We start from the raw sequence: 18,302 nt of genomic DNA on the forward strand, positions 1-18,302 counted from the left end.
GGTGGCTTTTTCTGTTAGCGAAAAGTTTAGTCTATGTCCAGATCGCTGATCTGTTGCTTGTACTCCTGAGGGAGGATCATGTTCCTGATAAATCCCTGAAGTTTGAGCTTCCCCGATATTTTGTATATTCTTAATAAGGGCCTCAGTAAACCCGCTTTTTTCAGCATTAAGAGTTGCTGTACTGTTTCAGGAATTACCATGGCCTGTGCTTGTTTCAATAGCTCGTACCTTGAAAAGCCAAGATGTTTACGGTATTGCTTGTACAAATCGGTCGTTAATTTGCCCGCGACCAGGTCTTGCTGAAGGTGTTTTCTCCGGGCAATTTGCCATGCGGTATGATCTGCCGGCAAACCGGGAATATTCATTCGAAGGCCAACACGCTTAAATACCTCGAAGATCTCGGCTTTTTCCTTTTTTGTGAGTTCCCTTTCCAGTACCTCAAACGACCGTATGGAGTAGTCGATTAGCATAAACAATACATCCCGGTATGCCCAGTCTGGGATCCGGTCGGCCCTCGATGCTTCTACCGATTTATGGATCGCCGTGATTTTATCAATAGCGGCTAATGCACCGTTGTAATCCGAAAATATAATTTGCCTCGCATAGGATACTGTAGAAAAGAGCCTTCCCAACGGATCACCGGGCAGTCGACCCGTAAAATAAAGCCAGTCGACCGCTTTGTTAAAGGCAAACTCAGCCGAGGCACCGGCGAAAATGAAAAGGATGGTATCTCCTTTGCCCCAGATCCTGCGTATAATCGAATCTTTTTCTACAAAAAAAGTCATAGAGCTTAACTGTTTATGATCGCTTTTCTCCTGTGAGCCGCAGGCCTTTGCTTTTCGACCACCAGCACAATCAGAATTCCCAATGTATATGCCAGAATATCAATCCAGGTGAAATAATTACCTATGATAGTATTGGCGATTGTAGAATGTGCCAGTCCCAGATGCTGAACAATATTGAGGTACTGCAGCGTTTCTACCAGGTAGGAGAAAGCGAGGACGGACAGAGCTGTTCTGGTTATCGCCGAATTAAAGAAGCTTCTGACGCCGCAATACAAAAAGATTACAACCAGCAGATCTCCAATATAGGGCCTCACAATATCATCGTGAACAAAGGCAGTAATAATGATCTCGATAATGAATAGTGTGATGAAGAGAATAAAATAAGTTATTTTAAAAGTGATCATATATACAGTGTTTTACCGGAGCTAACCCGGACTTGATTAGAGAAGAGGCACAAGTTGGCAAGATTTCGTATAGGTTAAGTGCTGCCATTTAATCTTCAGGCAGCTTATGCTGCTTGTTGAAAAACTATTTTTTGACCCAGTCAATTTTGGCCGACAGATACATCATTACCGCTACCGTTATGAACAGGCCCACACTTCCAAAAAGTAAAGCCAGATCTTGTAATTGGATGATGACGAATATGAACCCATAAAAAATACTGAGTATACCTGAAAAGATGATTGCTGGTTTTTTGCTTCTGAGCAGGGCAGTTATAAACGAGCCGATAAGAAGCACTGTTGCTACGGAAGCGATCAGATACGCCAGGCTAAATCCGACCCGCTCTGAAAAGGACAGGAGCAAGGCATAATAGATAATCATGGCTGCACCGATAAGTACATACTGCAGTAAATGGACTTTTTTCTTATGAAGCAGCTCAGTAAAAAAGAGTGATATAAATGTCAGCAAAATGATCAGTATGGAATACTTTGCAGATCTCATAGTCTTCTGATACTGATCTACAGGCAATATAAATTTAACTCCAAAAGATCCCTCTTTCCCCGGCTTACTTAACACGGTATTTTGATCGGTCCATTGCTGCGGGAATGGCCGGTTGAAATAGGGCATTTTCCACAGCGCTGTAAACCCGTCAGGCGTGATTTTCCGGTTTTCTGGGAGGTAACGCCCGGTAAAACTAGGGTTGCCCCATCCTCCCTCGATCTTTACTGTAGTACTCTTGCCCAAATGCAGAAAATTAAGTTCACTGCTTCCCCTCAAATCCAAATCAAAACTAAAGTGGAGTGCTGTATGTTTTAAAGCGCTAAGGTCCGGCAGAATAATTAAGTTATTGCTGAACAGATTAAGGGAGCTAAAATCAGGTTCCACATTGTACACTGAATCGCCGAGCTTAATTGATGGATTGTTCTTCAAGCCTTTCAAATCGCTTAGGCCGATGGCTAGCTTGACTTTGTCCCACTGAATAAGTTCAGGGTTGATCCCTGATTTTTTTAGTTCAAGACGGCCGAAGTTTCCGGCAACTTTTATCCGGGTATTATAGACAACGGCATCAAATATGCCTCTTTTCAATAATTGAGGATCTGCCTTACTTGAGATGTCCAGGTTTTCGGGTAGAAGGTAAATATTGGTGAGGCCTTCCTTGTAGGAGATCTTTCCGGTGGCGTCCTTCTGGCTTACCAGGGTTTTATAAGGCAGCACCATAACCGGGCCTTCTACTAGCTGGCTTCCGGCCCATTTGTCTGAGATCTCTGCGATAACTTCATCTTGTCTGCCCTGCCGTTCAAGGATCAGATCCTGAAGCCAGCTAGATGGGATAAGGAGGAGTAAAGTAAGTATTCCAATTAATACTAATTTAATTAAAACTGCAGTCCCTGGTTTGTCGGGCCCATTCTCTGTTGTGTGGTGTTCAAATTTTATTTCCATGATAATGATATTAAAGTACTTTGTTTTTCAAAGTATTTGAATAAAAAAATATTAATGTTTCTGTTGTTTAATTAAGTTTTCCAGTGCCTCAAGATGTTTTTTAAAGGCTTCGCGCCCCAGCTTCGAGGCAATATATTGGGTATTAGGTTTGCGGCCGATAAAACTTTTGTTCACGGTAATGTATTGCTCTTTTTCCAGAGCTTTAAGATGAGAAGCCAGATTTCCATCAGTCACATTCAGCAGGTCTTTCAGTGAATTGAAATCATAGCTGTCGTTTGCAACCAGCACGCTCATTATCTGCAGGCGTATCCGGTTTTCAAAAGCTTTATCAAACTGTTCTAAGGATATCTTCACTGATTGTATTTAAAATGCATGATGGAACCGTACAAAATATGCAGTAAACCAAAACCGATGATCCAAAAAACAAGGCCATAGCCTGGAATTAAAGCTGCCAGTAAACCAAGGATGATTTCGCAGAAACCAAGCCACTTAACGTCGGAGAACGTATAATGGCTTCCTGCAACCAATGCAAGTCCGTAAAACAGAAGGCATGAGGAAGCTATCATTCCAAAATAACCTCTGGAAATTAAGATAATAATATACAAACCTCCGGTGATCAGGGGAAATGCCAGATTGATCAGTAAACGCCTGCTTACAGGGTTCCAAAAGTTTTCACCCTTTTTCCGTGCCTGTCGTACAGTTAACCAAACGCCTGTTGCCAGGGACAAGACAAGTACCACTGTCGCCACCAGAAACAAGGGCCACCATATCGTGGGATCGTTCACATAATAATCCCTGAATAAGAGTCCGCTGTTCTCTGTATAAACCAGTTTATAACCGATAAAGGCTCCTATCAGCGCATAAATACCCGCCATTATCCCAGATAACCCGCTTAATGATATAAACTTGGTAGAGCGCTCCATTAAATTTCTGATGGAACTTAGCTCGGAATAGATATCGTCTTCTTTCATGTAAAAGGACTTTGAACTACAAAGTAAGGAAGAATAATTTATACTTGCAATATTAAATGACCTGGGCCTCTGTATTTCTTACAATTTCGGAATCTGAATCCTAAATTGTAAGAAATACGTATCTTTGAATATGATAGAACGTACCGCTACAGCGGAATTAAAACTTCTCGCGCGGCAATTCAAAACTGTTGCAATCATCGGGCCGCGCCAATCAGGAAAAACCACCTTAGCAAGAGCTGTCTTTCCTGATAAAAAATATGTATCTCTGGAGAATCCTGATTTGAGATTGTTTGCTACAGATGATCCGCGAGGCTTCCTGGAGCAGTATCAAGAAGGTGCCATTTTTGATGAAGCTCAGCGCGTGCCTCAACTATTCTCATATCTTCAACAGATTCTCGACGAAAGCACAGAAAAAGGCAAGTTTATATTAACGGGATCAAATAATTTCTTGTTGCAGGAAAATATCTCACAAAGCCTGGCTGGCAGGATTGGATATTTATTTCTTCTTCCGTTCGCCACAGAAGAGATCGGGAAAGCTGCCAGATCGCCTCAAACTGTAGAAGAAGTCTTATTTAAGGGGGGCTATCCTCCGATATACGACAATGATATACCACCAAACAAATGGCTTCCCAATTATATTCGAACCTATGTGGAGCGCGATGTACGACAGATCAAGAATATCAGCGACTTAAATTCTTTCGAAAGGTTTGTAAAGTTATGTGCCGGACGGATCGGGCAGTTGCTCAATCTGAGCAGCCTGGCAGTGGAAACAGGGGTAGACAGTAAAACGATCTCATCATGGATGAGCGTGCTGGAAAGTAGTTTTATCGTTCATTTATTAAAGCCGCATTACAATAATTTCAGCAAACGAATTGTAAAAATGCCCAAACTGTACTTCAATGATACAGGATTAGCTTGCTCTCTATTAGGTATTAACAATTCAGAGCAACTGTTAACGCATCCACTGAAAGGAAGCCTGTTTGAAAACTATGTCATTACCGATTTGATCAAATCAAGATACAACAGGAATGAAGCATTGAACCTTTATTTTTGGCGGGATAATGCAGGTAACGAAATGGATATCGTAATTGACAAGGGCACGGAACTTTATCCCATAGAAATAAAGGCGGGTAAAACTATAACACCCGACTATTTTAAAAATTTCAAATTTTGGAAGAAAATAACTGGCTTTGAAGGGGGAATTGTTATTTATGCGGGAAAAGAAATGCAAAAAAGAAGCAATGGTATACAGGTAATTCCATGGAATGAAAAGCTACCGGTATAGATCTATGAAAGAACCTATTCACTCCTAGGTTGCATATTTAGTGTTCAATTAACTTTACCCTCTGGTTTTATTATGATCTTACTTAGCCCTCAGCAACTTTTAAACAGTGGTCTTCTTCTGCAGTCTTTAGTAATTGAAAAAGCCGGGAAACAGGTTTCTTATACCACCAGCGAATTAACCGTTCAGGAGATAAAAAAGCATTTTGCCGATGCCCCTAAAGAAGCGAAGAATGTGCTGAAATCATTTTCTGGTGCTGGAAATCAGGGTATTATTGAGCAGTTACACTTCATTCATTCCAGGCAGCGCTCTGGTGTCGAATTCGACACCTACCTGAAAAATGCTTTTCCGAGAAAGATACACGAAGCATGTGCCTCCCTGTTACCTTTTCTGGCATCGCTTAAATGTTATCACAAGATCAAAGATACCTCAGGCCGGTTTAGGACAGCCCCTTGTGCAATAAATACTTCAAAGCCCCGGCTATATTTTGAAGTATTGAAATCAGGTACAAACTTGCAGATCGGAGTTAAGATTGGCCTTGAGGGTAAAATATCCGGGCTGGATGATTTTAACCGGTATCATTTTTTTCTTGAGCAAAACAACGAATACTATCTGTTGGGCTATAAAGATTTCCGGAATCTGGAATGGCTGGAATCTGCAGACAGTACCCGGTTCGGAGCAGATGAAGAAGAATTTAAGAAACATATCCTTTTGCCGTTGGAGCAAAGTTACCAGGTAAACCGCAACGGACTTCTGAATAAAAATGTTATCGACTCAGTTCCACAAAGCCAGTTGATGGTTTCAGAGTTAAGCGGATCGTTCCTGATGCTTACACCACAATGGGTGTACGAAGGGATTTTGATTGAGGGGACATTTAAAGAAGTGCAGGAGCTGGTTCGTGCCGGGAAATCGTACAGCATTAAGCGAAACCGTGAAGAGGAAGAAAAATTTATCGAGCTTCTTAAAAATTTGCACCCATCCTTTGAAAAGCAACGTAACGGTTATTTCTATCTGACATTCGACGAGGCGAGAAAGAAGCAATGGTTCCTGAAAGCATATCACCAACTAATTAATCAGGATGTGCGCGTGGCGGGAATGGATTTACTGCAGCATTTCCGCTATTCAGAATTTAAACCGGAAACAGAATTCCTGATAAAAGAAGAGCAGGAAAGCGAGATCAGGATACAGCTAAGCGTGCGTTTTGGTAATGAAGAGGTTCCGCTTAATAAACTTCAGAGAATCCTGCTGGGCGGACAGCACCATTTGCTGCTGAACGATGATAAGATTGCTATCCTTGATGAAATATGGTTGGAAAAATATGCTACGATCATCAAACATGGCCGGGTCAAAGACAATGAGGTGTATCTTGAGCGTTGGATGGCTATCAGCCAGCATGAAACAGGCAACAGCGAAGGCCTGCTTAAACCTGCTTTCAATAAAGATTGGTGGCAACAATGGGAGCAATGGCAAAGTTCAGAGAGCTTTTTGCCGCTTCCGGCTGCAGTTGAGGTGCCCGCTCTGAGGCCGTATCAGCAGAAAGGATACGAATGGATGGTTCTGTTAGCGAATGCAGGTGCGGGAGCCTGCCTTGCTGACGATATGGGCTTGGGTAAAACACTTCAAACCATCTGCTTTCTGGCAAACAGAGTCGAAACCAAACCCGGAAAGAAGCATTTAGTGATCTGCCCCTCTTCTTTGATCTATAACTGGCAGCAGGAATTTCAAAAGTTTGCTCCTACGTTAAAAGTATACATCTATCATGGCGCAGGCCGGAGAGCTAACTTTATAGATCAAAATGATGTAAATATAGTTATCACAACTTACGGAACTATCCGCTCTGATATTGACCGGTTGGCCCAGCTTCGCTTTGGCGTGGTGGTATTAGATGAGAGTCATAACATTAAGAACCCCCAGGCACAGGTTACACAGGCTGTATGCAGGCTGCGTGTACAAACACGTGTGGCACTGAGTGGTACCCCGGTTATGAATAACACGTTCGATCTGTATTCACAGCTAAATTTCTTATTGCCCGGTATGTTCGGTAGTCACGATTTCTTTAAAAATCAATATTCCGACCCGATAGACCGCGATCTGGATCCTGTAAAAACAAAGGCTCTTCAAAAGCTGACCGCCCCTTTCATCCTGCGGCGAACCAAAGAACAGGTGGCTTCCGACCTGCCTGAAAAGACTGAGCTGACACTCTGGTGTGATATGGGAGCCATCCAGATGGAACAATATGACTCTATAAGGGAGAGTATCAAAAGCTCCATTTTTTTGGAGATTGAACGCGAAGGTTTAAGTAATAGTAAGCTTTCCATCATTCAGGGTATAACGAGGCTAAGGCAGGCTTGTAATTCGCCGTTGCTTCTTCCTGCTGAAGAACGGATCTGCGAAGATTCTGTAAAAACGGAAGTACTGATCGATGAACTGACAAACAATCTTAAAGATCATAAGGTGCTTGTTTTCTCCCAGTTCACTAAGATGCTCGATCTGCTGGCCGGTGAAATGGAACGTAATGGCATCTCCTTTTACCATTTCGACGGACAAACGCCAGCACAAAGACGAATGGAGATGGTGCAGGCCTTTCAGCAGGAAGACGATACCACTAATGTGTTTCTGATCAGCCTTATGGCAGGCAATGCCGGACTGACACTTACAGCTGCTGATTATGTATTCTTGTTTGATCCCTGGTGGAACACAGCTGTTCAGCAGCAGGCTATTGACCGTACGCACCGTATCGGACAGACTAAAAATGTTTTTGCTTACAAAATGGCCTGCAGAGATACTATCGAAGAAAAGATCATTCACTTACAGGAACGAAAAAAAGCACTGTCTGAGGAGCTGATCGGAGCCGAAACAGACTTTGTTAAAAATCTCACATTGGAGGATATTCGATATTTGTTTAACTAGATAGATAACTTAGTTATCACGTTTCCCTGTTAGTTCCATTTGTCTCCGGCGAGGCCCTTCTTTCGGGTAAGGTACCAAATATCACATCCCAAAGAGTAGAGCTTACTCCGAATCCTTTTTCAGGGTATTTGTAATGATGCAGGTGATGATTGCGCCAGAGAGCTTTTAAATATTTAGGAGGTGTAAAGGCATGGATAGCATAGTGCATTGACACATAGGCAAGGTAGCCAATGATAAAGCCTGGGAAAAAGACTAGAGCATCCTTTCCTGTACCATTAAACAGGTAAAATAATACCCATATAATAGATAAGAGCATACCCGCGAAAATGATGCTCGGTATAGGAGGCATAAATAGCCGCATTTTGTCGCGCGGGTATTCATGATGGTTTCCGTGAAAAATATAAACAATGCGCTGTCCCAGGTCGCTGCTGGCATGGTAATGAAACAGGTAGCGATGGGCAATGTATTCAAAAAGAGACCAACTGATCAGGCCGGAAACAAATAAGATAAAAATGGCTGATATCGAAAAGCCTAGCTGGGAGTAACTGTAATACACCATGAATGCACTTAGGGGGATGTAGATCGAATAGATCATCCAGGGTCTGGTCTTACTTAAGCTTTCGAGGACCGAGTTTTTAAACAGTCGCGCCTGACCTTTATTTTTTATTGCAACAGTTTCCATAATATCAATAATTAGGTGTTATTGACTTGGTACAAACGTATAAGGATTATGAATAACGTCTGTTTTAAAAAGGTAAAAATTGAGCAATTAAAGATGCTGTTCGATTAATTCTTTCAATTGAGCTGCCTGTATAACGCCCGACTGCCTCCATTTGGTTTGGCCATTTTTAAAAAGTATAAGGGTAGGGACGCCCTGCACATTATAGGCACTTGCTGCTGCGGGATTTTTATCGACATCCACTTTAAGAATAGTTGCCTTGTCTCCAAGCATGCTTTTTAACTGCGTTAAAATAGGCGCCATCATTTTACAGGGGCCGCACCATTCCGCTGAAAAATCTACTAAAACAGGTTTGTCTGCGTTGATTAAGTCTTTAAAGTTTGCCATTAATATATAACGGAATTTGCGGCTGGATGTTCTCTGGGCCTGATGTGACTCAGTTGTTGAGTATTTTAAGTGCTTCATTAGCAGTTACCTGCCCCGATATAATAGCAGGAGGAACTCCTGGGCCGGGAACCGTAAGCTGGCCCGTAAAGAGAAGATTGTGTATTTTTTTAGAGCGAATTCTGGGTTTCAAAAAAGCTGTTTGGAGCAAGGTATTAGCGAGTCCATAGGCATTTCCTTTATAAGAATGATAGTCGCTGACGAAATCTTTAATGGCATAACTCCTTTTAACGACCACAGAGTCGCGGATGTCTACGCCTATAATACTATTAAATCGTATCATTAACAGATTAAAGTACTTTTCCCGAACATCGTCAGAGTCTTCCAGGCCTGGAGCGACCGGGACAAGAAAGAACAAATTTTCAGACCCCTCAGGGGCTACTGTGTTGTCGGTTTGCGAAGTGCATGAAACATAAAACAAAGGCTTTGATGGCCACTGGGGATTCTGATAAATCTCTTCAGCGTGTTGGTCGAAATCTTCGTCAAAGAATAAGTTATGATGCTTTATTCCAGGGATAGTTTTGTTGATCCCAATATAAAATAACAAGGATGAGGGCGAGAGTGTCCTGCTGTTCCAATATTTTGGTGTGTAATTCTGGGAGTCTCTATCGGTCAGTACTTGATCAGTATGTTCATAATCGGCATTGGATATGATCAGGTCAGCCTCAAAATACCCTTTATTGGTTTCCAGGCCTTTGGCCAGTTTGTCCTTAACTACAATGCGTTTCACTTCGTGCCCAAAGTGAAAGCGTACTCCTTGCTGCTCTGCGATAGCGCTCATAGCCTGGACGATCTGATTCATTCCGCCTTTTGGATACCAGGTTCCAAGTACCAGGTCCGCATAATTCATCATGCTGTAAAGCGCCGGAGTGTTTTTTGCTGTACCTCCGAGGAACAAGACCGGAAATTCCAGGATCTTGATCAGCTTAGGGTGAGAAAAATATTTCCGGATGTGTTTACCAATAGAGCTAAACATTTGAATTTTAAAACTCTCAGCCAGTAAGCCCAGGTCAAGATATTCAGAAACAGAGAGGGAAGGCTTAAACACATATTTGCCCATACCTTTATCATATTTGTACTTAGCCTGCTTCAGAAATTCATCTAATCTGCCCCCTGAGCCAGGTTCAAGTTCTTCAAATAAGAGTTTCAGGCCAGAAATTGAAGCAGGGATGTCTGTATATTCCTCCTTTCCCCAGTAAACCCTGTATGAAGGATCAAGACGAACCAGCTCATAAAAATCGGATGAAGTTTTGCCAAATAATTTATAGAAATTTTCAAACACATCGGGCATCCAATACCAGCTAGGGCCCATATCGAAGCGAAATCCGTCTTTCTCCCAGACACGTGCTCGTCCTCCAGGCTGATCATTTTTTTCATAGACCGTCACTTCATGTCCTTCTTTAGCCAGTATAGATGCCGCCGCCATTCCTCCAAAGCCAGCGCCTATTATAGCTATCTTTCGTTTAATCATTTACTAAGTGATAAGTTGTAATGTACAAAGGGAATTAATAAATAAGAACCGTACAAGCTTTTTTTGCTTAGGTCAATTCTTGTACCCCACAGGCCGCATAAAGAACCAAGTTTTTGTTGCAGCAGTAAACAATAATGAACACATTCAGTTTTTTTGGTTTTGAAACATTAATTTCACGCCATGTCCTGCTTTAATTTTTTATTGCTTTTACTTGTGCCATTCTTATCGAACAATTACGACATCAAACAAGTTCGTTTAGATTACTATGAGGCCGTAAATAGTGAAAATGCAGCTGTTGAGCTTTATGAAAAACTGAAGAAAAGCGACCTGTCTGAACCTTTGCTTTTAGCATATTACGGCGCAACTGAGGCCGTAAAAGCCAAACATGCCTGGAATCCTTATAACAAAATAGCTTATTTAAAGAAAGGAATGAAAAACCTGGAAACTGCAGTTAGCAAAAGCAGGGACAATCTGGAGATTCGCTTCCTGAGATTTAGCCTGGAACATTATATTCCCGGCTTTTTAGGTTTTAGTAAACACCTTGAAGAAGACAGAAAAAAGATCGTTGAATTGATACAAAGAAAGCAAACCAGTTTGGTTGATAAAACGCTGCTTTCCAATATTGTTTCTTTTATGATAGAATCGAAAAGGTGTACAGCAGCCGAGATCGCAATATTAAGCAAAGCCTGATATGGAAAGCCGGTACACCTATTTGCTGATCAATTTCTTAACAGTATTGTTCCCTGTTATTCTCTCCTTTGATAAAAAGGTGAACTTCTTCAAAAGCTGGAAGTATATCTTTCCCGGGTTGTTGATAAGCGGAGCCATGTTTTTAATATGGGATTATGTCTTTACCGTTTATGATGTCTGGTCGTTTAATCCAAGGTATATCATCGGCGTTTATTTCTTTGAACTCCCTCTTGAAGAGATCCTTTTTTTCATTACCGTCCCTTTCGCATGTTTGTTTATTTACGCCTGCCTTAACTATTACATCAAGATCGACTATTTAGGAAGGATAAGCCTGCATATAAGTTATGCTTTGGCGCAGCTATCAATGGTGATGCTGTTGATCTATTATCAGCGGGTTTATACTGTGATAACATTCATGCTGCTGTTCGTGATCTGCGTTTACCTGATCCTAAAAAGACCAGTATTTTTAGGACGGTTCTACCTGGCCTTCCTGGTGTCGTTATTGCCTTTTTACATTGTCAATGGTCTCTTAACATCTATTCCCGTGGTGCTTTATAACGATCTTGAAAACTGTGGTTTCCGGGTAGGTACTATCCCTTTTGAAGATCACTTTTATTCTTTGTCTATGTTAATACTGAATGTTCTACTGTTCGAATACTTCAAAAAGGCTAGTGTTAAATGAAAGATGTTCCGGTTTATACGAAGTCTCAATTAGCGTTACGTAATGGCCAGGACAAGCCACAGATATGGATAGCATTCAAGGGCGTTATTTACGATGTTACTGACAGTCGTCTGTGGAAGAACGGCAAACATTATGAACATTGGGCAGGACAGGATCTTACCCTGGAATTAAAGGATGCTCCGCATTCCAGCTCCGTATTTGAACGGTTCAAAGTTATTGGTATACTGGGATGATTAGGTAGGTTAGCAGCCTGCTGTTTGTCAAACTGCTAACCTGTTTTAGATTATTCGATAACAAAGCTGCTTAGACTTACAAACTCTCTAATCCGGGCTTCAACTTCCTGATCGGTTAAGTCTTTTATCTTCTCTGTGCCGAATTTTTCCACGCAGAACGATGCCAGTGCCGAGCCATAGATCACGGCGTTCTTCATATTGTTGAAGTTTATAGTGCCTACTTTTGCCAGAAAGCCGATAAAGCCTCCCGCAAAGGTGTCGCCCGCTCCGGTTGGGTCGAATACTTCTGCCAAAGGAAGTGCAGGTGCCGAAAATATCTTATCCTCGCTAAATAGCAGGGCTCCATGTTCCCCTTTCTTAATAATCAGATATTTTGGTCCCATTCCAAGGATCTTTTTAGCCGCTTTGACCAGTGAAAACTCACCGGATAGTTGACGTGCTTCTGCATCATTGATTGTAAGCACATCAACAAGCTTTAAAGTCTCGAGTAAATCTTCAAGCGCGACGTCCATCCAGAAGTTCATGGTGTCAAGTACTACGAGCTTTGGCCGCTTCCTTAGACGGTTAATTGTAGTTTGTTGAATTTTGGGAGTGAGGTTTCCTAACAGAAGATACTCACAATCCTGATATGATTCCGGGATAACGGGATCGAAATCTGCAAGAACATTTAGCTCTGTTACAAGTGTATCCCTGCTGTTCATATCATTATGGTATTTGCCTGCCCAGAAAAAAGACTTTTCACCCTGTTTGATTTGAAGTCCTTCAACGTCTATTCCGCGCGTTTTAAAGTCTTCTATATCTTCTGTATGAAAATCGTCGCCAACCACCCCGACTATTTTTGTTTTATGGTAAAAGTAAGATGCAGCAAGGCTAGCATAAGTAGCTGCTCCGCCAACTATTTTATCTGTTTTTCCAAACGGAGTCTCGATGGCATCGAATGCCACGGTACCTATAATCACTAAGCTCATAATTTTTCAAAAAAGTTTATACAAATATTGCAGAAATAAATTTAAATCCCGAATATTGCAGTCCCAAAACATAGCAATATTCTTAAGCGAAAAACAAGCAATAGAGCTATTGGGACCGGAAAAAGATTCCTGAGTAGCTCAGCCGGTTAGAGCATCTGACTGTTAATCAGAGGGTCGCTGGTTCGAGCCCAGCCTCAGGAGCAAACCCCCACAAGCCCGTGGGGGTTTTTATTTTACAGGATTTCCGTAGCCGGGGAGAATGATTGATCAAGCTGATGGCAAAATGGGATCAAGCGGAAAAGTTGAGGGATGTTCTTTCCTTCGTCATCCTGAACTTGTTTCAGGACCTCTTGCTTAAGCATGTCCTTTATAGTCCAAGTGTTGCCGAATCCTGAACTTGATTCAGGATCGGCATGACGACCGTTTTAAAAAGTTTGGCACTAATACGCTTAGCCGCCCCCAACTTTTCCACTTGATCCGCAAAATGATATAGAGATTGGAGATTTTTTACAATAAATAACACCATTAAGATATATGTTTGATTTAACGGAAATGTAATGCCTGGAAAGTTCGAGATCACTGCTAGTAGTCCGGTTTCTATTAACCTATCCGGCAAGGGGTGTTCGTTCTCAAATTTGTGGATACTAAGAAGAATGAAACAATTCACCAGAGTAAGGTAATTCTTCATTAATAAATTTTAAGAAAGCCTCTTGCTTTTATAGGGCAAGGGGCTTTAATTTTTTTAGGAGTTCGCGGTAGTGAATTGGTCGACAGTCCTGAGTAGCTCAGCTGGTTAGAGCATCTGGCTGTAATCAGATGGTCGCTGGTTCGAGCCCGGCCTCAGGAGCTAAAGGCAAGTAGATGGAACGAAAAGTTTAACGGTTTATCGATAACAGACCACGTTTAAAGATACATACTGATACTGAAGATGATGCAGGTAAAACGAAAAAAGGTATTGGAATTTTAAATTATATTTCCGACTATTGCAATCCCAAAACAAAGCAGCCTTTTGAGTAAATTGGTAGCTTAAATTGGTCGACAGTCCTGAGTAGCTCAGCCGGTTAGAGCATCTGACTGTTAATCAGAGGGTCGCTGGTTCGAGCCCAGCCTCAGGAGCCAAAATGGGCAAGCACGGTAGAACGGTCGCTTGCCCTTCTTTTTATACCTACTCTTATCTTGAGAGCGCATATACTTAACATCAAGCAATTAGCCAAAGTATTGTGCCGGCCAGGGGTGGTGCAAATTTCGGCAGTTCTGTTGAACTTAACGGAAACTGGCTAAGAATTGGGCAGCTTACCCTGAGAAACCTGACGCGGCGGGTAAGAGTTTATTGATCGATGCCGGGGCGACTTATCTGATGGAGATGCACTAGTGCCGCAATGCAGGCTCAGTCTTCTTTGCAAACGTTGCACTGGCTGCAAACGATCGCAAGGTGTTAAAACGTTGCCCTGTTTTTAGCACTTCGACCGGCAATAGCTAATCACCGATAATAGTTCTGAACGTTAAATTAACCCTTGGGGAGGTCACTTTTTTCGATTTTGGAAGCGAATGAAGCCAATGAGTCTGGGTTGTTCCTTTCATAAGCAGCAGACTACCATGTTCTAAAACTATTGACCGGTTCTCCTTACTAACCTTGTGTTTAAATGAGAACTTGCGTTCGGCGCCTAAGCTTAGAGATGCAATATTAGTATCTCGGCCTAAGGTTTTTTCATCATCGCTGTGCCATGACATTCCTTCCTCACCGTTATGGTATAAGTTTAACAGGCACGAGTTAAATGTCAAACCCGATACTTTTTCCACCCGAGCCTTAAGTTGCAGAAGCTCATCAGTCCAGCCTAAGGCCTGCTTCGTGGTGTTCGAATAAGTATAGCTATACTCTGCATTACCGTACCAGGCAACTTTCCGTTTAGTTACTATCCGTTTGCCAAATATAACAGCCTCATCGTGTTTCCATTCAATGTCGCTGAGCAAGCGGTCTAAATAAGTCCGGGCCAGGGTAGGTTCAAATATCTTACCATAGTAAACAGCTTCACCGTCGTAAGGCAAAAAGTTTACGGCTTGTTCAATGCTAAATAGATCCATCTCGCTTAATTATCGTTATGTAAATCACTATCAATTACCGAAGCTTCCCAACCAATCATTAAAATTTTACGCTCACTACCCCAATGGTATTGTCCTGATTCTCCGTTAGATCTGATAACCCGGTGGCAGGGGATGAGGTAAGCTACCGGATTACTTCCTACAGCAGTGCCGACCGCCCTGCAAGCCAGGGGACTATCGGTGAAGCCAGCAAGTTTTGAATACGTAGTCAGATCGCCTTGGGGCACCTTTAACAGGGCTTCCCATACCTTAATCTGAAATGGAGTAGCTTTTAAGTGAAGTTTGATGTCGTTTAAGTTTGACCAATCCCGATCGAATAGCTTTAGCGCATCCTGTTGCATACTGTCTGGAGCCTCACGATAGCGGGCGTTGGGAAACCGCGCTTGCAATTTTAATAGGGCATCGTCTACACCCTTGTCTATAAATGCCGCATGGCATATTCCAATTCCAGTACTTGCAATCAGGATCGAGTTAAAAGGACTTTCAGCAACGCTGTAGTTTATCTGTAAGTTCTGGCCGCCATTTTTATATTCGCCCGGAGTCATGCCCTCCACTTTTATAAAGAGGTCATGCAGCCGGCTGGTACTTGACAGCCCAATTTCATAGGAAGTATCAAACAGCGTTGCTCGTTTATCTTTCAAAATGGATTTAGCTCTGTCCGCACTGATGTATTGCAGAAATTGTTTAGGACTTACACCTGCCCATTCTTTAAACATGCGTTGAAAGTGAAAAGGACTTAAGTGTACGTGTGCTGCGGCTTCTTCCAATGAAGGTTGCATTTTATAGTTTAACCTGAAAAACTCGATTGCCTTGGCTATCCTGATATAATCTATTTCTTTTTGCGAGTCCATTTGCTAATGTATATACAAAGGTAGCGGAGCCAGCTTATTTAAAGAACCCGGTTCTTGCTGTTATTTATGACTGTCCTGTCAGGCGGTAGTTGGATGATTTTAATTTTTGCTTGTTTAGAATTATTTTAAATACTTTTGAGGCTAAGTTTTATAATAGCCAGCTTAAAGACAACATATCTTACAAGTTAGCTTAAATTTTAATTTCTGATATTGCCACTATGAAAGCCTCAGCGATAAGAACCTGGTTCAATGTCCATAAATGGACAAGTTTGGTTTGCACGTTATTCTTGCTAATGCTTTGCGTAACCGGGCTGCCTTTGATCTTCTACGAGGAAATTGATCACATGCTGGGGAAAGAAGTGGAGGCCACTGCCATTCAGGGCGAATCAAGATATTCGAAGGACCAAGTACTGGAAGCCGCAATGAGGCATATTCCCGGCAAGGAAGCAAAGTATTTATTCTGGGATCAAAAGGATCATCCGGGCCAGATGTTTGTCACTTTGGCTGATTCATCTGAAGCTCCTATTGAAGCCGATCATTATCTCACTATGGATGAGCGGACGGCTAAGGTCCTGGACGCACCAGCGAACGAAATGGACTTCATGCTGATCATGTACTATCTGCATGTGGAGATGCTTGCTGGTATTCCTGGGAAGCTTTTTCTCGGTTTTATGGGCTTCTTATTTTTGATAGCCATTGTTTCGGGGGTAGCACTTTATGGCCCCATCATGAAGCGCTTTGATTTCGGGATGATCCGGACAGAAAAGTCGGCGCGTTTAAAATGGCTCGACCTTCATAACGTGCTGGGTATCGTCACCCTGGCATGGGCTTTTGTTGTAGGAATTACAGGAGTAATTAATACACTGGCCGACCCCGCATTGGACGCCTGGAGGGCCGGACAACTAGCTGAGATGGTCGCCTCATATAAAGAAAAACCGCCTCTGGAAGGTAAACTCAGCTCGCTCGATGCAGCTCTGGATAAAGCCCGGCAGGCAGCACCGGGTATGGATGTGTCTTTTGTGGCTTATCCGGGAACGCTTTATTCCAGCAAGCACCATTATGCGGTTTATATGATTGGGACAACACCTTTGACTTCACGGATCATTAAACCTGCTTTGATAGATGCTAAGACCGGCGAATTTACCGATATGAGAGACTTGCCCTGGTACCTGAACACAATTTTCATCTCGCAGCCATTTCATTTCGGCGATTATGGTGGTCTCCCAATGAAGATCATCTGGGCCATATTTGATATTGCCACCATTATAGTGCTGATCTCAGGACTATACCTCTGGTTCGCACGCCGCAAGGCGAAAGCAGAACAGCTGGCAAGACTTTTAAAAAACTCGGAATCACTCACCCTTTCAGCTGTTACTGAAAATGAAAACCAAATCTAGCCATTTTCTTAAACTATGGGGCATGCCGGTATTTTTGGCCGTGATAACCATTGCTGGCCTTTTGCTGGCAATCATGGGAACCGGAGTATGGCATTATTTGTCCTGGATAGCATTGTTTGTTCCTGTGTTTGTCATGACCAGACATTCGATTAAGTTTTTTAGATAGTTCAACTAACCGTAGCTCCATGAAAACATTCTTTCTGCCAGCACTGCTTCTGTGTTGCTTGCAACAAACCAATGCACAGAGTACCCTGGGGCTAACTGGTAGACGCGACACTTCTTTTACCTCGTCCTCGGCGTATCTAAAAACTCTTAAGCAGTACCCAAGTATAAGTTTGGTGAAAGAACAAGCCTCAAAATCTATAAAGGAAATTCGCAATCAGGTTTATTGCACAATTGCCGGCCGCGAACTACAGATTGATGCTTTTCTGCCTGTTCAGAAAAGAAAGTCAAAAACCCCGGCAATACTGATCGTTCATGGGGGAGGATGGCGCTCTGGTGACCGCCGACAGCATATTCCCCTGGCGCAACGATTGGCTGCAGCTGGGTATGCAAGCTACACGGTTGAGTATCGTTTATCCACCGAGGCTCTTTATCCTGCAGCGGTTCATGACCTTAAGTCTGCACTGAAGTGGATACGGGCCAATGCGCAAAAATTTAATGTTGATACTGCTAAAATCGCGGTGCTTGGTTTCTCGGCAGGAGGAGAGCTTGCTGCATTTCTTGGCGTGACAGCTTGTATGTCCAGGTTTGAAGGTAAGGATTGTAAACTCCCTTATTCATGCAGTGTTCAGGCCGTCATTGACATCGACGGAACTCTTTCTTTTGTCCACCCCGAATCGGGCGAGGGAGATGACAGCAAATCAACTTCAGCCGCAACTTACTGGTTCGGTTACCCAAAGAAGGATGTGCAGCATATAGTTGAACATTAGGCGCCAGAAATACATTTTTACCCAAA

General features: G+C 42.6%; 20 protein-coding genes and 3 tRNA genes. 10 read left to right on the top strand and 13 right to left on the bottom strand.

Features of this window, described 5'->3' with window-relative positions:
• Positions 1 to 26: 26 nt before the first annotated feature.
• The 5 genes from J3P37_RS20565 to J3P37_RS20585 form a co-directional block, all read right to left on the bottom strand.
• Positions 27 to 785: an oxygenase MpaB family protein gene (locus J3P37_RS20565; protein WP_256013400.1), complete on the bottom strand. Its 759-nt coding sequence runs from the start codon at positions 783 to 785 to the stop codon at positions 27 to 29.
• A 5-nt stretch (positions 786 to 790) separates the two neighbouring features.
• Positions 791 to 1,189 carry a ribosomal maturation YjgA family protein gene (locus J3P37_RS20570; protein ID WP_256013402.1) on the bottom strand — a complete coding sequence of 133 codons (399 nt, stop codon included), beginning with the start codon at positions 1,187 to 1,189 and terminating at the stop codon, positions 791 to 793.
• A 124-nt stretch (positions 1,190 to 1,313) separates the two neighbouring features.
• Positions 1,314 to 2,666, bottom strand: coding sequence for a cell envelope integrity protein CreD (creD, locus tag J3P37_RS20575; RefSeq protein ID WP_256013404.1), 1,353 nt, complete (start codon positions 2,664 to 2,666; stop codon positions 1,314 to 1,316).
• Positions 2,667 to 2,717: 51 nt separating this feature from the next.
• Complete coding sequence (locus J3P37_RS20580) at positions 2,718 to 3,020, bottom strand: winged helix-turn-helix domain-containing protein (RefSeq protein ID WP_256013407.1); 303 nt, start codon at positions 3,018 to 3,020, stop codon at positions 2,718 to 2,720.
• Positions 3,017 to 3,637: a hypothetical protein gene (locus tag J3P37_RS20585; protein ID WP_256013409.1), complete on the bottom strand. Its 621-nt coding sequence runs from the start codon at positions 3,635 to 3,637 to the stop codon at positions 3,017 to 3,019. The genes J3P37_RS20580 and J3P37_RS20585 overlap by 4 nt, the downstream gene beginning before the upstream one ends.
• A 130-nt stretch (positions 3,638 to 3,767) precedes the next feature.
• Between J3P37_RS20585 and J3P37_RS20590 the strand changes: the two genes are divergently transcribed.
• Positions 3,768 to 4,922, top strand: coding sequence for an ATP-binding protein (locus tag J3P37_RS20590; RefSeq protein ID WP_256013411.1), 1,155 nt, complete (start codon positions 3,768 to 3,770; stop codon positions 4,920 to 4,922).
• Positions 4,923 to 4,994: 72 nt separating this feature from the next.
• Entirely contained in the window at positions 4,995 to 7,829 is a 2,835-nt protein-coding gene (locus J3P37_RS20595) for a DEAD/DEAH box helicase (RefSeq protein ID WP_256013413.1), read from the top strand.
• Between the two features lie 16 nt (positions 7,830 to 7,845).
• Here the strand turns inward: J3P37_RS20595 and J3P37_RS20600 are convergent, their stop codons facing one another.
• The 3 genes from J3P37_RS20600 to crtID form a co-directional block, all read right to left on the bottom strand.
• Positions 7,846 to 8,511 carry a sterol desaturase family protein gene (locus tag J3P37_RS20600; RefSeq protein ID WP_256013416.1) on the bottom strand — a complete coding sequence of 222 codons (666 nt, stop codon included), beginning with the start codon at positions 8,509 to 8,511 and terminating at the stop codon, positions 7,846 to 7,848.
• An 87-nt stretch (positions 8,512 to 8,598) separates the two neighbouring features.
• Positions 8,599 to 8,895 carry a thioredoxin gene (gene trxA, locus J3P37_RS20605; RefSeq protein ID WP_256013418.1) on the bottom strand — a complete coding sequence of 99 codons (297 nt, stop codon included), beginning with the start codon at positions 8,893 to 8,895 and terminating at the stop codon, positions 8,599 to 8,601.
• A 49-nt stretch (positions 8,896 to 8,944) separates the two neighbouring features.
• Positions 8,945 to 10,423 (bottom strand): bifunctional phytoene desaturase/3,4-desaturase, encoded by a 1,479-nt coding sequence (gene crtID / locus J3P37_RS20610; protein WP_256013420.1) that lies wholly within the window; start codon positions 10,421 to 10,423, stop codon positions 8,945 to 8,947.
• A 180-nt stretch (positions 10,424 to 10,603) separates the two neighbouring features.
• Between crtID and J3P37_RS20615 the strand changes: the two genes are divergently transcribed.
• From J3P37_RS20615 to J3P37_RS20625, 3 genes are read left to right on the top strand one after another with little or no spacing between them, the layout of a single operon-like run.
• Positions 10,604 to 11,113: a hypothetical protein gene (locus J3P37_RS20615; protein WP_256013422.1), complete on the top strand. Its 510-nt coding sequence runs from the start codon at positions 10,604 to 10,606 to the stop codon at positions 11,111 to 11,113.
• A 1-nt stretch (position 11,114) separates the two neighbouring features.
• Complete coding sequence (locus J3P37_RS20620; protein ID WP_256013424.1) at positions 11,115 to 11,795, top strand: lycopene cyclase domain-containing protein; 681 nt, start codon at positions 11,115 to 11,117, stop codon at positions 11,793 to 11,795.
• Positions 11,792 to 12,028 carry a cytochrome b5 domain-containing protein gene (locus J3P37_RS20625; protein ID WP_256013427.1) on the top strand — a complete coding sequence of 79 codons (237 nt, stop codon included), beginning with the start codon at positions 11,792 to 11,794 and terminating at the stop codon, positions 12,026 to 12,028. Before J3P37_RS20620 ends, J3P37_RS20625 begins: the two co-directional genes overlap by 4 nt.
• A 50-nt stretch (positions 12,029 to 12,078) precedes the next feature.
• Here the strand turns inward: J3P37_RS20625 and J3P37_RS20630 are convergent, their stop codons facing one another.
• Positions 12,079 to 12,996 carry a PfkB family carbohydrate kinase gene (locus tag J3P37_RS20630; RefSeq protein WP_256013429.1) on the bottom strand — a complete coding sequence of 306 codons (918 nt, stop codon included), beginning with the start codon at positions 12,994 to 12,996 and terminating at the stop codon, positions 12,079 to 12,081.
• Positions 12,997 to 13,123: 127 nt separating this feature from the next.
• Between J3P37_RS20630 and J3P37_RS20635 the strand changes: the two genes are divergently transcribed.
• Positions 13,124 to 13,197, top strand: a tRNA-Asn gene (locus tag J3P37_RS20635).
• A 32-nt stretch (positions 13,198 to 13,229) separates the two neighbouring features.
• Here the strand turns inward: J3P37_RS20635 and J3P37_RS20640 are convergent.
• A complete protein-coding gene (locus J3P37_RS20640; RefSeq protein ID WP_256013431.1) occupies positions 13,230 to 13,358 on the bottom strand; it encodes a hypothetical protein in 129 nt (42 codons plus the stop codon).
• A gap of 5 nt (positions 13,359 to 13,363) precedes the next feature.
• Positions 13,364 to 13,684 carry a hypothetical protein gene (locus J3P37_RS20645; RefSeq protein ID WP_256013433.1) on the bottom strand — a complete coding sequence of 107 codons (321 nt, stop codon included), beginning with the start codon at positions 13,682 to 13,684 and terminating at the stop codon, positions 13,364 to 13,366.
• A gap of 86 nt (positions 13,685 to 13,770) precedes the next feature.
• On the opposite strand from J3P37_RS20645, the gene J3P37_RS20650 reads away from it, so the two are divergent.
• Positions 13,771 to 13,843, top strand: a tRNA-OTHER gene (locus tag J3P37_RS20650).
• Between the two features lie 195 nt (positions 13,844 to 14,038).
• Positions 14,039 to 14,115: transfer RNA gene (locus J3P37_RS20655), tRNA-Asn, on the top strand.
• A gap of 357 nt (positions 14,116 to 14,472) precedes the next feature.
• On the opposite strand, the gene J3P37_RS20660 is transcribed toward J3P37_RS20655, so the two are convergent.
• Entirely contained in the window at positions 14,473 to 15,078 is a 606-nt protein-coding gene (locus J3P37_RS20660) for an alpha-ketoglutarate-dependent dioxygenase AlkB family protein (protein ID WP_256013436.1), read from the bottom strand.
• A 5-nt stretch (positions 15,079 to 15,083) separates the two neighbouring features.
• Positions 15,084 to 15,947 (bottom strand): methylated-DNA--[protein]-cysteine S-methyltransferase, encoded by an 864-nt coding sequence (locus J3P37_RS20665; RefSeq protein WP_256013438.1) that lies wholly within the window; start codon positions 15,945 to 15,947, stop codon positions 15,084 to 15,086.
• 218 nt (positions 15,948 to 16,165) lie between these two features.
• Between J3P37_RS20665 and J3P37_RS20670 the strand changes: the two genes are divergently transcribed.
• Both J3P37_RS20670 and J3P37_RS20675 read left to right on the top strand, forming a co-directional pair.
• Positions 16,166 to 17,344 carry a PepSY-associated TM helix domain-containing protein gene (locus J3P37_RS20670; protein ID WP_256013440.1) on the top strand — a complete coding sequence of 393 codons (1,179 nt, stop codon included), beginning with the start codon at positions 16,166 to 16,168 and terminating at the stop codon, positions 17,342 to 17,344.
• Positions 17,345 to 17,529: 185 nt separating this feature from the next.
• Positions 17,530 to 18,276, top strand: coding sequence for an alpha/beta hydrolase (locus tag J3P37_RS20675; protein ID WP_256013442.1), 747 nt, complete (start codon positions 17,530 to 17,532; stop codon positions 18,274 to 18,276).
• Positions 18,277 to 18,302 lie beyond the last annotated feature (26 nt).

This window comes from Desertivirga xinjiangensis, assembly GCF_024436435.1.
GTDB lineage: Bacteria > Bacteroidota > Bacteroidia > Sphingobacteriales > Sphingobacteriaceae > Desertivirga > Desertivirga xinjiangensis.

Bases quoted from the DNA above. Each gene is read 5' to 3' on its own strand.
- J3P37_RS20565 (WP_256013400.1), bottom strand. From the start codon at position 785: ATGACTTTTTTTGTAGAAAAAGATTCGATTATACGCAGGATCTGGGGC.
- J3P37_RS20570 (WP_256013402.1), bottom strand. From the start codon at position 1,189: ATGATCACTTTTAAAATAACTTATTTTATTCTCTTCATCACACTATTC.
- creD (WP_256013404.1), bottom strand. From the start codon at position 2,666: ATGGAAATAAAATTTGAACACCACACAACAGAGAATGGGCCCGACAAA.
- J3P37_RS20585 (WP_256013409.1), bottom strand. From the start codon at position 3,637: ATGAAAGAAGACGATATCTATTCCGAGCTAAGTTCCATCAGAAATTTA.
- J3P37_RS20590 (WP_256013411.1), top strand. From the start codon at position 3,768: ATGATAGAACGTACCGCTACAGCGGAATTAAAACTTCTCGCGCGGCAA.
- J3P37_RS20595 (WP_256013413.1), top strand. From the start codon at position 4,995: ATGATCTTACTTAGCCCTCAGCAACTTTTAAACAGTGGTCTTCTTCTG.
- J3P37_RS20600 (WP_256013416.1), bottom strand. From the start codon at position 8,511: ATGGAAACTGTTGCAATAAAAAATAAAGGTCAGGCGCGACTGTTTAAA.
- trxA (WP_256013418.1), bottom strand. From the start codon at position 8,895: ATGGCAAACTTTAAAGACTTAATCAACGCAGACAAACCTGTTTTAGTA.
- crtID (WP_256013420.1), bottom strand. From the start codon at position 10,423: ATGATTAAACGAAAGATAGCTATAATAGGCGCTGGCTTTGGAGGAATG.
- J3P37_RS20615 (WP_256013422.1), top strand. From the start codon at position 10,604: ATGTCCTGCTTTAATTTTTTATTGCTTTTACTTGTGCCATTCTTATCG.
- J3P37_RS20620 (WP_256013424.1), top strand. From the start codon at position 11,115: ATGGAAAGCCGGTACACCTATTTGCTGATCAATTTCTTAACAGTATTG.
- J3P37_RS20625 (WP_256013427.1), top strand. From the start codon at position 11,792: ATGAAAGATGTTCCGGTTTATACGAAGTCTCAATTAGCGTTACGTAAT.
- J3P37_RS20630 (WP_256013429.1), bottom strand. From the start codon at position 12,996: ATGAGCTTAGTGATTATAGGTACCGTGGCATTCGATGCCATCGAGACT.
- J3P37_RS20640 (WP_256013431.1), bottom strand. From the start codon at position 13,358: ATGCTTAAGCAAGAGGTCCTGAAACAAGTTCAGGATGACGAAGGAAAG.
- J3P37_RS20645 (WP_256013433.1), bottom strand. From the start codon at position 13,684: ATGAAGAATTACCTTACTCTGGTGAATTGTTTCATTCTTCTTAGTATC.
- J3P37_RS20660 (WP_256013436.1), bottom strand. From the start codon at position 15,078: ATGGATCTATTTAGCATTGAACAAGCCGTAAACTTTTTGCCTTACGAC.
- J3P37_RS20665 (WP_256013438.1), bottom strand. From the start codon at position 15,947: ATGGACTCGCAAAAAGAAATAGATTATATCAGGATAGCCAAGGCAATC.
- J3P37_RS20670 (WP_256013440.1), top strand. From the start codon at position 16,166: ATGAAAGCCTCAGCGATAAGAACCTGGTTCAATGTCCATAAATGGACA.
- J3P37_RS20675 (WP_256013442.1), top strand. From the start codon at position 17,530: ATGAAAACATTCTTTCTGCCAGCACTGCTTCTGTGTTGCTTGCAACAA.